The sequence below is a fragment of the Brevibacterium sp. OS20 genome, assembly GCF_056837565.1.
On record NZ_CM166367.1, the window covers coordinates 1,893,077 to 1,906,620 of the forward strand.

Here is a 13,544-nt window from a genome sequence, read left to right on the forward strand (position 1 = left end):
CGGAACCAGCGTTCGAAACGCCGCGTTCTCAGTAGACCCGGACGGGTGGACCCGTCATCGTCTGAGTGAATGAGCGATCCGCTGACCGACCTGAACCGGTCGGACTGCGGATAAGCGAGGTGGTACCGCGGCAGACTGTCGTCCTCGTGACAGTGACCGCAGTGACCCAGAAGGACGCTCATGACTCAGCCTCTCTATCCCAAGGTTTCGACCTCGACCTTCGGACTCTCGTCGTCCCCGAACTTCCCTGCCATCGAAGACGCTGTGCTGCGCTACTGGCAGGAGGACAACACCTTCAAGGCATCGATCGCCCAGCGCGATGCCGGCGAGAACGGCGAGAACGAATTCGTCTTCTACGACGGACCTCCCTTCGCCAACGGCCTGCCCCACTACGGTCACCTGCTCACCGGCTACGTCAAGGACGTCGTCCCGCGCTTCCAGACGATGCGCGGCAAGAAGGTCGACCGCCGCTTCGGCTGGGACACCCACGGGCTGCCTGCCGAACTCGAAGCCGAACGTCAGCTGGGCATCACCGACAAGTCCGAGATCGGCCGCATGGGACTGGCCGCATTCAACGACGCCTGCCGCTCCTCGGTGCTGCGCTACACCCAGGAATGGGAAGAATATGTGACCCGTCAGGGCCGGTGGGTCGACTTCGACAACGACTACAAGACTCTCAACGTCGAATACATGGAAAGCGTCATCTGGGCGTTCAAGCAGCTCTGGGACAAAGGCCTCGTCTACGAGGGCTACCGCGTGCTTCCGTACTGCTGGAAGGACGAGACGCCGCTGTCGAACCATGAGCTGCGCATGGACGACGACGTGTACAAGATGCGTCAGGATCCGGCCGTGACCCTCGGATACAGACTCAAGGACTCCGACGAGTGGGTCCTCATCTGGACGACGACCCCGTGGACAGTTCCGTCGAACCAGGCCGTGGCCGTCAACCCGGAGATCCCGCTCGTCGCAGTGAACCCCGGTGAAGACGGAGCCGAAGAGCTTCAGGGCAAGACCCTCATCCTCGCCGAGGCGCGCCTGGGTGCCTATGCTCGTGAACTCGGTGCCGAACCGCAGGTTGTGCGCACCTTCCCCGGCAGCGAACTCGTCGGCGCATCCTACGAACCTCCGTTCCCGTACTTCGAGGGCCGTCAGGAGGAGTTCGGCGAGAACATGCACACGATCCTGGCCGCAGACTTCGTCACCGTCGAAGACGGCACCGGAATCGTCCACCAGTCACCCGCCTTCGGTGAAGAGGACAAGGAGCTCACCGACTCCTACGGAATCACCGCCGCCCGTCCCGTCGACGACGCCGGTCGCTTCGATACGACCGTTCCCGACTACGCCGGCCAGCAGGTCTTCGACGCCAACAAGGCGATCATCAAGGATCTGCGCAACCACACGGGTCCGATGGAATCGCGGGGTGCTCTGCTGGTCCGCCACGAATCCTACGAGCACTCCTACCCGCACTGCTGGCGCTGCCGGAACCCGCTGATCTACCGTGCGGTGTCCTCCTGGTTCGTCCGGGTCACCGAGTTCAAGGACCGCATGGTCGAACTCAACGAGCAGATCAACTGGGTGCCCGACAACGTCAAGCACGGACAGTTCGGCAAATGGCTCGAAAACGCCCGTGACTGGTCGATCTCGCGCAACCGCTTCTGGGGCTCGCCGATCCCCGTGTGGATCTCCTCCGACCCGGCCTACCCGCGCACGGACGTCTACGGTTCCCTGGCCGAGATCGAAGCCGACTTCGGACGTCTGCCGCGCAACGACTCCGGAGACGTCGACCTCCACCGCCCGTGGGTCGATGACCTCACCCGTCCGAACCCGGACGACCCGACGGGTCAATCGGTGATGCAGCGCATCCCGGAGATCTTCGACGTCTGGTTCGACTCCGGCTCGATGAGCTACGCCCAGGTGCACTATCCGTTCGAGAACTCCGAATGGTTCGACAACCACTTCCCGGCCGACTTCATCGTCGAATACGTGGGACAGACACGCGGCTGGTTCTATCTGCTGCACGTCCTGGCCACAGCGATCTTCGACCGCCCCGCATTCACGAACTGCATCTCCCATGGCATCGTGCTCGGCTCGGACGGGCAGAAGATGTCGAAGTCCCTGCGCAACTACCCCGATGTCAACGAGGTCTTCAACCGCGACGGCTCGGATGCCATGCGCTGGTTCCTCATGGCTTCGTCCATCCTGCGCGGCGGCAACCTCGTCGTCACCGAACAGGGCATCCGCGACGGTGTCCGCCAGGTCGTGCTCCCGCTGTGGAACACATGGCAGTTCTTCGCCACCTACTCCAACGCGGCCGACGGCCCGGCGGGGGAGAAGACCGGCTACCAGGCACAGTCCCGCTACGACTCGTCCCAGGTCCTCGACCGGTACCTCCTGGCCAAGACGCACGACCTCATCACCGAGTTCGCCGAGGCGATGGAAGGCCTCGACATCTGGGCGGCATGCGAACTCGTGCGCAACTACCTCGACATGCTCACGAACTGGTATGTGCGTCGTTCGCGTCGCCGGTTCTGGGACGGCGGCACCGACACGCATGAGTCCTTCGACGTGTTCTATACCTGCCTGGAGGCATTCTGCCGTGTGGCCGCACCCCTGCTGCCGTTCACGGTCGAAGAGATCTATCGCGGACTGACCGGGCAGCGGTCGGTGCACCTGGCCGACTACCCGGACGCCGAGGCATTCCCCGCCGACGCCGACCTCGTCGCGGCAATGGACCTCACCCGCGATATCTGCTCAACGGCCTCCTCGGTGCGCAAGGCCAACCAGCTGCGGGTGCGCCTGCCGCTGTCGCAGCTGACCGTCGCCACCGACACGGACCTGAGCTCCGACTTCACCGAGATCATCGCCGATGAGCTCAATGTGCGTACCGTCGAGGTCCTCGACGTCGCCGAGGCGGAGGCCGCCGGATTCTCCCTGTCACAGAATCTCGTCGTCAACGCCCGTGCCGCCGGACCCCGTCTGGGCAAACAGGTCCAGCAGGTCATCAAGGCCTCGAAGTCCGGCGACTGGTCCGTCACCGACGGCACCGTCGTCAGCGGCGGAATCGAACTCGTCGACGGCGAGTACACCCTCGAATCCGTGGCCGAATCCGGCACCGAGGGCATGGAGCTCGCGGCACTCGACTCCGGCTTCCTCGCCCTCGACACGCGGGTCACACCCGAGCTCGAGGCCGAAGGCATGGCACGAGATGCCGTGCGCGCCATCCAGGGCATCCGCAAGCAGCTCGATCTCGACATCTCCGACCGGATCGCCGTCACCATCGAAGCCGGCACCGAGGTGGTCGCCGCGCTCGAGCCTCACATCGACCTCATCGCCGGTGAGACCCTGACGACCGCTCTGAACTTCGGCCCGGTCGCGGCCGATGCCGATGTCTTCAGCCCCGAAGAGCTCCCCGGCGGCACCCGTCTGGCGGTGAAGCGGGCATGAGCGAGCACAACACCCCAGCCGAGGATCCGGTGGCAGCAGCCGAGGAGCTGTTGGCCGCTGTCGAAGATCCGCAGACCGCAGAACAAGACGCGGATTCGGAACCTCTGCCCGAACCGGTCGTCGATGAGGCCACTCGGGCCGAGCTCGCCCGCGTCTATGCCCTGCTGCTGGCCCGGGCGGGGGAGACGCAGGTCGAGCTGCGCCTCGATGCGACTCGGAGGGCGTGTGAGATCCTCGGCGATATCCACACTGCGGCCCCGACGATCACGATCACCGGCACGAATGGGAAGACCTCGACGGCACGGATGATCGATTCGCTCATCTCCGCTCATGAGCTCCGGGTCGGTCGGTTCACCAGCCCCCACCTGCATTCGGTGACCGAACGGATCTCCGTGGACGGCGCCCCCGTGTCCGCTCACACCTTCGTGCGCATCTATGACGAGATCGCCCCGTACCTCGAGATCGTCGATGCCCAGCTCGAATCCGAAGGACGCGCGAAGCTCACCTACTTCGAAGCGCTGACCGTGCTGGCCTTCGCCGTGTTCGCCGATGCTCCGGTCGATGTCGTCGTCACCGAGGTCGGCATGGGCGGACAATGGGATTCGACGAACGTCGCCGATGCTCAGGTGTGCGTGTTCACGAAGATCGGTCTCGATCATCAGGCGTTCCTCGGCGACACCATCGAGGAGATCGCTGCGACCAAGGCTGGGATCCTCGACCGCAGCGTCGAGGACAGCCCGGCTCCCGAACCTGTTGCCGTGTCTGCTGTCCAGGACGAGGCCGCCCAGGCGGTCCTCGACGAGGAAGCTGCCCGTCGTGAGATTCCGCTGGCCGCCGAAGAGCGGGACTTCCGTCTCCTCGAACGGCAGCGGGCCGTCGACGGTCAGCTCATCACGGTCCAGGGCCGCAGAGACGTCTATTCCGACCTGTTCCTGCCGCTGCACGGAATTCACCAGGCCCACAATGCCGCAGTCGCGATCGTCGCAGCCGAGGCCTTCCTGGGAGCCGAAGACAAGCCGCTCAATCAGGAGACGGTGGCCGAGGGGCTGGCCCGCGTGACGTCACCGGGCCGCGCGGAACTCCTGCGCACGGGACCGAGCGTCGTCGTCGACGGCGCCCATAACCCGGATGCTGCGCATGTGCTGGCCGAGACCCTCGCCGAGGCGTTCGACTTCGACTATGTCGTCATCGTGCTGGCGATGCTGGCGGACAAGGACAGCGACGGTGTCATCGAAGAGCTTCATCGCAGCGCAGATGTGTTCGTCGTCAGCGAGAATCTCAACTCCCGTGCGCTGCCGGCAGGCGACCTCGCCGAGGCGGCGCGGGAATGGGTCGACGAGGATTCCGTCATCGTCGCCTCCGATCTCAATGCCGCTCTGATGAAAGCCATCGACCTGGCCAACAGCGTCGATGCGAAGAGTCCGGGAATCGTCGTCACCGGCTCCATCTACACCGTGGCCGAAGCGCGCCTGCTGCTCGGACGAGGGGAGGAGGGATGAAATCGAAGTACCCCGTGCTCTGCGGATCGATCCTCATCTGCGAGCTCGTCGTCGTCTACTTCGCCGTGCTCACGACCTTCGGCTTGTCGGTGAAGTCAGCGCAGACCCTGACCCTGGCACAGCTGCTCATCGGCGCCTCGGTCATCGCAGTGTTGGCCATCATCGCCGTCATCCTGCTGCCGCGGCGGATCGGTGAGAAACGTCCCGGTGTGATCATCGGCTGGGTCGTGCAGGGGCTGCTGCTGGCCTCCGGCTTCGTGCTCACCTCGATGTTCTTCGTCGCAGCGCTGTTCATCGCCCTGTGGGCCGTGGCCGTGTACTGGTCGGCCCGCATCGATCGTGAGGTCGCCGCGCGCGGCTGAACTGTGAGAACGCCGAGGCGGGAGCGCCTCGGTGCCCGGGTAGACTGTGGACCGACGTCCACACGACATTGGAAGGACCGGAATGGAACGTACGCTCATCCTCATCAAGCCCGACGGAGTCGCTCGCGGACTCGTCGGACAGATCGTGGCCCGAATCGAAGCCAAGGGCTATGCGATCGACGCCTTGGATCTCCGTTCGGCCACCGCCGCCGAACTGGCAGCCCATTACGCCGAGCACGAAGGCAAGCCCTTCTACCAGCCGCTGGTCGACTTCATGTCCGAAGGGCCGATCGTCTCGATCATCGCCTCCGGACAGGGCGTCATCCCCGGCTTCCGGTCCCTGGCCGGCGCCACCGACCCGACGGCAGCTGCTCCCGGCACGATCCGCGGCGATCTCGGTCGCGACTGGGGTGAGAAGGTGCAGAAGAACCTCGTCCACGGATCCGATTCCACCGAATCGGCCGAACGCGAGATCGGAATCTGGTACCCGGCCGAAGGCTGATGACAGGCAGAAGACCGATCGCGGCCGACGTCTGAGCCGAGCCGGTCGAATAAGTGAGGGTGCCCCACCGTTTGGTGGGGCACCCTCACTGCATGTGATTCATGGTCAGAGCAGATTGGAGAAGAATGCCCAGAACTGCACGACGATGCAGGCGAAGATGATGAGCATCCACAGCACCGACAGGGCGATGTTCTCCTTCGCCAGGACCCTCAGCACGGCGTTGTCGGCGGCGCGCCGACCGAAGGCGCCGGTGAGCAGATTGCGGGCGGTGACGGCCATGAACATCGGAATCGTCACGGTCCACACGATGATGCACCACGGGCACCCGACTCCGATCTTGTAGATCGAGACGTAGAACAGGAACATCACCAGCGCCACGCCGCAGCCCAGTCCGATATTCAGTCCCACCATCACCCAGCGGGGCAGCCGGGTGCCGGACAGGATGAGCACACCGAGCAGCAGCGGAATGATGAAGGCTGCCACGCCCATGAGCTGATTGGGAAAGCCCAGGAGCTCGGCTTCGGCATGTTCCATGACCGAACCGCACGAGAAGAACGGGTTGAGGTCGCACGAGAGCACGACGTCCGGGTTCGCCAGTTTCTCGTACTTCTCCGCCGACAGTGAGAACGAGGCGAGGAAGCCGATAGCAGAGGCGATGATGAGGAAGATCCCGAAAGGCACCGATCTGAGCACCCACGACGAGGTGGTGTCGGCGGACTCGCGATCATCGGAATGAGTCAGAGTGGTGTTCACTCCTCAAGAATGCCTGGCCATGTCCCGTGCGGCAAACCCCGGCCCTATCGAAACCTCAGCGCAGAGGCACTTCTGTGACATAATGGTCGGACGGATACCTGTTCTCACACCGAGCAGGAGATGTGCCTCCACCGAGTCGAGGGTATGACCTCGCAGGTCGACAACAAGATGAGGCAGCACGGAAGGCCTACGCGCTGAGCGCGAGCCGGATGTGCCATCCACAGGTTTCGGTCCATTGCGGACCATGCAAGGATCCGAAGATCCGTACGGTGTGGACGGCGTCTTCGGACTGGGAGATACGATGAACGATACGTCGAACGACGGCACAGAGTCGACAGATCCGACCGAAGGCATTCTCGCGGACCTCGCGAATCTGCAGCAGTCGGCGGGTGCCAAGAACGCCGAACACGAGGATGTCGACGACAGCGTGCGTGCGCGCCTCGATGACATCGCCGAGGCGGCCGAGTCGCTGCGCATCGGTGATGCCGATGACAGCGACGACGAAGAGGACGAAGAACCGACCCCTCGCCGAGGCGGGCAGAAGTCCGCACGCGATGCCGTGGCCAATCGGGGACTCGTCTTCGAGGAATTCGTCCGCGGAGACTCGGACGACGATGACGACGATCACGACGACGCTGACAATGCCGATGGCGACGAAGAGGACGATGAGTCCGATGCTGCGTCGCAGGCATCGCCGAGCTTCGACCCGCGCAATCCCTTCGCGGCCCCGGCCGCTCCGGCTGCCGCACCCGAACCCCGCACGACTCCAGCCGTGCCCTATGACGGCGGCCTGATCTTCCAGGTGCCGAAGGCCGAACACGCCGAGGTCATCACGGTCGACGACGATGACTCCGACGACGACTGGGAAGATTCCCACGACTCCGATGAGGACACGTCGTCCTCACAGGAGAACCGTCAGAACGACCGTGGTGAGGACGATTCCTCCAGCGGTCCGCGTCGGCGGCGAGGCGGCCGCGGGCGCCGATCGCGGGGTCGCGATGACTCCCACGACGATTCCTCGGACTCCGATGACGACTCGAAGGACTCCGAGGACGACTCCTCGGACTCTGCCGGCAACCAGGACGCGAAGTCGTCGAAGCGGGGATCTCGGTCGAGCAATCGCGGTTCGAAGCGTTCCGATGCGGATGCCGAGGACTCACATTCGAAGTCGGATCATCAAGACTCCGATCACAAGGAGTCCGACCACAGGGACTCCGACGATTCGGATTCGGACGATGGTGATGACGACTCCGACGGCGGCTCGCGCCGTCGCCGCCGTCGCCGGTCTCGCACCCGCAGCACCGACCGCGACGAAGTCACCTCGCTCAAGGGTTCGACCCGCCTCGAGGCAAAGCGCCAGCGTCGTAAGGAGGGCCGCGAGGCCGGACGCCGCCGCCCCATCATCACCGAAGCCGAATTCCTCGCTCGACGTGAATCCGTCGACCGGACCATGCTGGTGCGGGAGAGCGGTGACCAGACTCAGCTCGTCGTCGTCGAAGACGGGATCGCTGTCGAGCACTACCTCAAGGAGAACCGTCAGCAGTCCTCGCTCATCGGCAACGTCTACTTGGGCAAGGTCCAGAACGTGCTGCCGAGCATGGAGGCGGCATTCATCGACATCGGCAAGGGCCGCAACGCCGTGCTCTACGCCGGTGAGGTCAATTGGGACGCCCTCGGCATGGACGGCAAGGCGCGCCGCATCGAAACCGCGCTGAGTCCCGGCGACGCCGTGCTCGTGCAGGTGACGAAGGACCCGATCGGGCACAAGGGCGCCCGCCTGACCAGCCAGATCTCCTTGCCCGGGCGGTTCCTCGTCTACGTTCCGGGCAATTCGATGACCGGAATCTCGCGGAAGCTGCCCGACAACGAACGCGCACGTCTGAAGAAGCTGCTCAAACAGCTCGTCGGCGATTCGAACGGCGTCATCGTGCGCACCGCTGCCGAGGGTGCCACCGACTCCGATCTCTCGCGTGATGTCGAACGTCTCGCCAAACGGTGGGAGACGATCGAGAAGAAGTCGAAGTCGACGAAGGTGCTGGCCCCACAGCTGCTCTACAGCGAGCCGGACATGATCGTGCGCATCATCCGTGATGTCTTCAACGAGGACTTCAGCTCGCTCGTCATCGACGGCGACGGCGCATGGAACACCATCCACGAGTATGTCGAATCCGTCGCACCGGACCTGCTCGATCGTGTCCACAGTTACAACGAGGACGAGGACATCTTCGACCACTACCGGATCGAAGAGCAGGTCCAGAAGGCGCTGCAGCGTACGGTCAACCTGCCCTCGGGAGGTTCACTCGTCATCGACCGCACCGAAGCGATGACGGTCGTCGACGTCAACACCGGCAAGTTCACCGGCTCCGGGGGCAACCTCGAGGAGACGGTGACCCGCAACAACCTCGAAGCCGCAGAGGAGGTCATTCGGCAGATCCGCCTGCGCGACATCGGCGGAATCATCGTCGTCGACTTCATCGACATGGTGCTCGAGTCCAACCGCGACCTTGTGGTGCGCCGCCTCGTCGAGTGCCTCGGTCGCGACCGGACGAAGCATCAGGTGGCCGAAGTGACATCGCTGGGACTCGTGCAGATGACGCGCAAGCGCATCGGCACCGGACTCGCCGAATCCCTTGTCAGCGCCGGTGAAGACCTCACCGGCCGTGGACTGCTTCTGCCGGGTTCGGAAGAAGATGGATCGAAGGCGCATCGCGGCGGCCGCTCGGCGAACCACGACAACCGCCGTGACCGCAAGCGCCGGGGAGACTCAGGCTCGAAGTCCAAGCACAATGAGTCCGAATCGGCAGATGAGACAGTGTCATCGGACGCTTCTCGGTCAGCCGTCGCCGCGATCGCGAAGGCCACGCTGAAGAAGGATGATGCCGATTCGCCCGAATCGACGTCCGACGCTCAGACGCAGTCCGATGATTCGGCGAACAACGGCGAGAACGGCAAGTCCCGATCGCGTTCACGGAACGGCCGGCGACGTTCGCGCTCGAACCGGAGCGACGACTCGCAGGCTGAGACGCCCGACGAGAAGCCCACCGGCAGCGAGAAGTCGAACGGCGCTGAGCACACACCGGCGGAAGCGACGCCTGCGAACGAGCAGACACAGTCCGCTGAACAGAAGCCGGCAGCCGAGCAGAAGCCGGTCGTCGAAGAGCCGAAGGATCTGCCGTTGATGATCGGCGCGGACAGCGAGACGAAGGTCGCCGCCGCTGAACCGGTCAAGAGCACTCCGGCGAAGAAGCGCGAACCGGCGAAGAGGGCCCCTGCCCCCAAGCAGGAGCAGCTGCCTGCCTCGTTCGTCATCATCGGTGAGGACTGAACGCCTCTCCTGAGCTGAGACAGAAGACAGCGCCCCGCCGACGGATGACGTCGGCGGGGCGCTGCCGTGTGCGGTGGACCCAGCTCCGGGAGGTCAGCCTGCCGACTGCTGATTGCGGGTGGTGCTGATCGTCGGCTGTGCGGCCTGGTCACCGCAGAGGACGATCATCAGGTTCGATACGAGGTCGCTGCGTTCGGTCTGCCCGAGCCTGACGATCTGCCGTCCTTCGATCTCCTCGATCGCCGTCTCGACCATGCCCACAGCTCCTTCGACGATGAGCTGACGGGCGGCGACGACGGCCGTGGCCTGTTGGCGCTGGAGCATGGCACGGGCGATCTCCGGGGCGTACGCCAGTTGGGTGATGCGCGACTCGATGATCGTGACGCCCGCAGCCATGACCCGGGCAGCGACCTCATCGGAGAGCCGCGAGGTGATCTCGTCGGCGTTGTCACGCAGCGACATACGGCCGGGATCCGAGGAATCATAGGCATAGGAGTTGGCGATGTGACGAACCGCGGTCTCCGCCTGGATGGCGACGAACTCTTCGAAATCATCGACCTCGAACATCGCCTGTGCGGTATCGCGGACCTGCCAGACCACCACGGCGCCGATCTCGATCGGATTGCCGTCGAGATCATTGACCTTCAGCGTCGAGGTCTCATGGTTGCGGATGCGCGTAGAGATCTGATCCTTCGTGTAGAAGGGATTGACGAATCGCAGACCCGACTGCCTGACCGTTCCGACGTACTTGCCGTAGAGCTGGAGGACGACGGCATGTCCGGGCGCCACCGAGGTGCAGCCCTTGAACAGGAACATCGAAGCGATGAAGCTGAGGACGGCCACGATGAAGAGGACGACACCGACCGCGACCTGGGCGAAGGTCATGACGAACCCGACGATGCCCAGGAGCACAGCGAGGAGCAGCAGAACGATGGCGCCGACGATCGCGAAGTAGCCTGAGACCCCGCCCGCCGGCTTCTCTCGGACACGTTCGCCATCGGGGGAGACGATGCGCTTGGGGGCAGAATTCCCCTGCCCCGAGGCGGATGGGCCGCGGTGGGAATTCGGCGTCTGCGAAGCGGACCGTCGGTTCCCAGGGGGCGGTGCCTGCGACGAGACAGGTCCGGACCCGGTGGACGGGACCGGACCTGAACCGGCAGGCTGTCCGTCCGTGCGACGACTCTGCGGTGCCGGTGGCAGCGGTGTGCCTTCACGGTGGTGCGGCGGCGCACCGGTGTTCGCTTGGGCGCCGGCGGGCGGACCATACGGTGGCGTCGTGCCCGAACCGCCGATCGACCCGGACTGAGCACCTTGCGAACCATAGTGGCCATTGGGATTCGTCACTGCTTCAGCCCCGGGATAGGCCGCGGGCTGACTGTGTCCGGCCTGGATATGTGTGCTCTGATCACCGCTGGGGACGGGGCCGCGATCGGGGTTCGGGCCCGAGGATCGATTCGGTCGCTGACCGGGCTGCTGAGGATTCTGAGTCATGCCCCCAGTCTAAGTCAGGTAATGAGACGCGGATCTCAAAAGTCCCGCGAACGCCCCATTTGGTAACGGTTCGATAACTGAAACGGTCCCACAACATGGAACGCTTGAATGTGACGCAAGTCTCAGTAGGTTGTCGCACTATGAACAATCTTCAAATCTCAGCAGCGCCGGTCTCGCCGGTCGACGATGCCATCAACTCTTGGTTCGACCCGATCGCCACATGGTTCGGCAGCATCATCTTCTTTCCGCTCACCTTCGGAGACTTCTCGTTCCCCTTCGTCGTCCTGTGGCTGATCTTCGCCGCAGCGGTCTTCACCGTCTACTTCGGTTTCATCCAGGCTCGAGGGGCGAAGCTGTCTCTCGAGATCATCCGCGGAAAATTCTCGTCGAAGTCCGACCCGGGTGAGGTCACCCATTTCCAAGCCCTTGCCTCTGCCCTGTCGGGCACCGTGGGCCTCGGCAACATCGCCGGTGTCGGCGTAGCCATCGCTCTCGGCGGCCCCGGAGCGACCTTCTGGATGATCGTCGCCGGCCTCCTCGGCATGTGCACGAAGTTCGTCGAATGCACCCTCGGGGTGAAGTACCGTGAGATCGACGAGAACGGCGTCGTCCACGGCGGTCCGTTCAAATACCTCCCCGTTGCGTTCCGACGCTTCTCGAAGCCCGTGGCGACCGCTCTGACCGGACTCTTCGCCGTCGCCATCCTCATCTTCGGTGTCGTCGGCGGCGGCATGTTCCAGGCCAATCAGACCTTCGCCCAGGTCCGCACCGCCACCGGCGGCGATGACGGCTTCCTGGCCGGCCCCTTTGCCTCACTCGTGTTCGGACTCATCTTTGCGGGGCTCGTGGCCCTGGTGATCCTCGGCGGCATCCGCTCGATCGCAAAGGTGACCGACAAGCTCGTCCCTGGAATGGCCATCTTCTACGTCGTGTCATGCCTCCTCGTGCTCGGTCTCAACTACGCGAACATCCCGAACGCCATCGGCGAGATCTTCGCTGGAGCGTTCAACCCTCAGGGAGTGGCCGGCGGCATCGTCGGAGTCATGATCATCGGCTTCCAGCGTTCGGCCTTCTCGAACGAAGCCGGCATCGGTTCGGCGGCCATCGCCCACTCCGCTGTCAAGACCCGTCGCCCCATCTCCGAAGGATTCGTCGCACTGCTCGAACCTTTCATCGATACGGTGATCATCTGCACCATGACCGCGCTGACCATCATCGTTGCCAACCAGGCTTCGTATCGAAACGACCTCGGTGAGGGCGAGATCGGCGGAGTTGCTCTCGCCTCGGATGCATTCTCCACCGTCGCCTCGTGGTATCCGATCCTGCTGGCCATCGCCGTCGCACTGTTCGCCTTCTCGACCCTCATCACATGGGCGTACTACGGGGAGCGGGCGTGGAGCTATCTGTTCGGTCGCTCGAAAGCCACGATCATGATCTTCCGCACGCTCGTCTGCCTCTTCGTCGTCGTCGGCTGCATCGCCAGCTTCTCCAAGGTCGTCGAATTCGCCGATGCGGCCCTGTTCATGTGCGCGTTCATCAATATCCTCGGCCTCTACATGCTCATGCCGGTGGTCAAGAAGGAGATGAGGAAATACCTCGCCGACCGGAGGGCCGGAACGCTCAACGACCCGGACACCGCCGACGCCGTCCCTGTCGACCAGCCCGCCTGAATCCCGACCTCCGTCGGCATCGGAGGAGCACCAGCTCGATCAAGGATGCCTGTGCGCCGCGCCCAAACGGATGCGGCGCACGGGCATGTCCGGGCATCGATAGACTGGGAGCGTGGATGAGAACAGAGACGACAGAACACGCGCAGTCGAACGGCTGCAGGAGCTGCGAGGCAGCATCGACAACATCGATGCCTCCCTCGTTCACCTGCTCGCCGAGCGCTTCAAACTCACCGAACGCGTCGGTGAACTCAAGGCCGACCACGGTCTGCCCCCGGCCGACGAGTCGCGGGAAGCCAGGCAGGTCGCCCGACTGCGAGAACTCGCCGAGGAGTCCCATCTCGATCCGGAGTTCGCAGAGAAGTTCCTGGCGTTCATCGTCGCCGAGGTCATCCGCCGGCACGAGCGCATCGCGGAGACGCGCGAAAGCTGAGTCGACGTGCCCGGGGAGCCGCCTGCCTCCGGGAGTGAACGAGAGATGGCTCACAATGGGCAGGTCTT

9 protein-coding genes are annotated in these 13,544 nt (G+C 64.1%); 7 read left to right on the top strand and 2 right to left on the bottom strand.

Features of this window, described 5'->3' with window-relative positions; genetic code table 11:
* Window positions 1–180: 180 nt before the first annotated feature.
* The 4 genes from ileS (at window position 181) to ndk (ending at window position 5,807) form a co-directional block, all read left to right on the top strand.
* On the top strand, window positions 181–3,444 hold the full coding sequence (ileS, locus tag ACVZTU_RS08410; protein WP_482401709.1) for an isoleucine--tRNA ligase: 3,264 nt from the start codon (window positions 181–183) through the stop codon (window positions 3,442–3,444).
* A complete protein-coding gene (locus tag ACVZTU_RS08415; protein WP_482401710.1) occupies window positions 3,441–4,943 on the top strand; it encodes a bifunctional folylpolyglutamate synthase/dihydrofolate synthase in 1,503 nt (500 codons plus the stop codon). The genes ileS and ACVZTU_RS08415 overlap by 4 nt, the downstream gene beginning before the upstream one ends.
* Complete coding sequence (locus ACVZTU_RS08420; protein WP_139467025.1) at window positions 4,940–5,305, top strand: DUF4233 domain-containing protein; 366 nt, start codon at window positions 4,940–4,942, stop codon at window positions 5,303–5,305. The genes ACVZTU_RS08415 and ACVZTU_RS08420 overlap by 4 nt, the downstream gene beginning before the upstream one ends.
* An 82-nt stretch (window positions 5,306–5,387) precedes the next feature.
* Window positions 5,388–5,807 carry a nucleoside-diphosphate kinase gene (ndk, locus tag ACVZTU_RS08425; RefSeq protein ID WP_039210750.1) on the top strand — a complete coding sequence of 140 codons (420 nt, stop codon included), beginning with the start codon at window positions 5,388–5,390 and terminating at the stop codon, window positions 5,805–5,807.
* A gap of 105 nt (window positions 5,808–5,912) precedes the next feature.
* Here the strand turns inward: ndk and ACVZTU_RS08430 are convergent, their stop codons facing one another.
* Window positions 5,913–6,560, bottom strand: coding sequence for a vitamin K epoxide reductase family protein (locus ACVZTU_RS08430; RefSeq protein ID WP_482401711.1), 648 nt, complete (start codon window positions 6,558–6,560; stop codon window positions 5,913–5,915).
* A 301-nt stretch (window positions 6,561–6,861) separates the two neighbouring features.
* Here ACVZTU_RS08430 and ACVZTU_RS08435 point away from each other — a divergent pair, with 301 nt between their 5' ends.
* Window positions 6,862–9,885 (top strand): Rne/Rng family ribonuclease, encoded by a 3,024-nt coding sequence (locus ACVZTU_RS08435; RefSeq protein WP_482401712.1) that lies wholly within the window; start codon window positions 6,862–6,864, stop codon window positions 9,883–9,885.
* Window positions 9,886–9,978: 93 nt separating this feature from the next.
* Here ACVZTU_RS08435 and ACVZTU_RS08440 read toward each other — a convergent pair whose 3' ends face one another.
* A complete protein-coding gene (locus ACVZTU_RS08440; RefSeq protein WP_229663909.1) occupies window positions 9,979–11,376 on the bottom strand; it encodes an SPFH domain-containing protein in 1,398 nt (465 codons plus the stop codon).
* Window positions 11,377–11,516: 140 nt separating this feature from the next.
* Between ACVZTU_RS08440 and ACVZTU_RS08445 the strand changes: the two genes are divergently transcribed.
* Both ACVZTU_RS08445 and ACVZTU_RS08450 read left to right on the top strand, forming a co-directional pair.
* Window positions 11,517–13,046: an alanine/glycine:cation symporter family protein gene (locus ACVZTU_RS08445; protein WP_482401713.1), complete on the top strand. Its 1,530-nt coding sequence runs from the start codon at window positions 11,517–11,519 to the stop codon at window positions 13,044–13,046.
* A 112-nt stretch (window positions 13,047–13,158) separates the two neighbouring features.
* The gene (locus ACVZTU_RS08450; protein WP_139467033.1) at window positions 13,159–13,476 is read left to right on the top strand and encodes a chorismate mutase; all 318 of its coding nucleotides are present in this window, start codon (window positions 13,159–13,161) and stop codon (window positions 13,474–13,476) included.
* Window positions 13,477–13,544 lie beyond the last annotated feature (68 nt).

Excerpts from the sequence above, each read along its gene's own strand:
- ACVZTU_RS08435 (WP_482401712.1), top strand. The coding sequence starts at position 6,862 with ATGAACGATACGTCGAACGACGGCACAGAGTCGACAGATCCGACCGAA.
- ACVZTU_RS08440 (WP_229663909.1), bottom strand. The coding sequence starts at position 11,376 with ATGACTCAGAATCCTCAGCAGCCCGGTCAGCGACCGAATCGATCCTCG.
- ndk (WP_039210750.1), top strand. The coding sequence starts at position 5,388 with ATGGAACGTACGCTCATCCTCATCAAGCCCGACGGAGTCGCTCGCGGA.
- ACVZTU_RS08420 (WP_139467025.1), top strand. The coding sequence starts at position 4,940 with ATGAAATCGAAGTACCCCGTGCTCTGCGGATCGATCCTCATCTGCGAG.
- ACVZTU_RS08415 (WP_482401710.1), top strand. The coding sequence starts at position 3,441 with ATGAGCGAGCACAACACCCCAGCCGAGGATCCGGTGGCAGCAGCCGAG.
- ACVZTU_RS08445 (WP_482401713.1), top strand. The coding sequence starts at position 11,517 with ATGAACAATCTTCAAATCTCAGCAGCGCCGGTCTCGCCGGTCGACGAT.
- ileS (WP_482401709.1), top strand. The coding sequence starts at position 181 with ATGACTCAGCCTCTCTATCCCAAGGTTTCGACCTCGACCTTCGGACTC.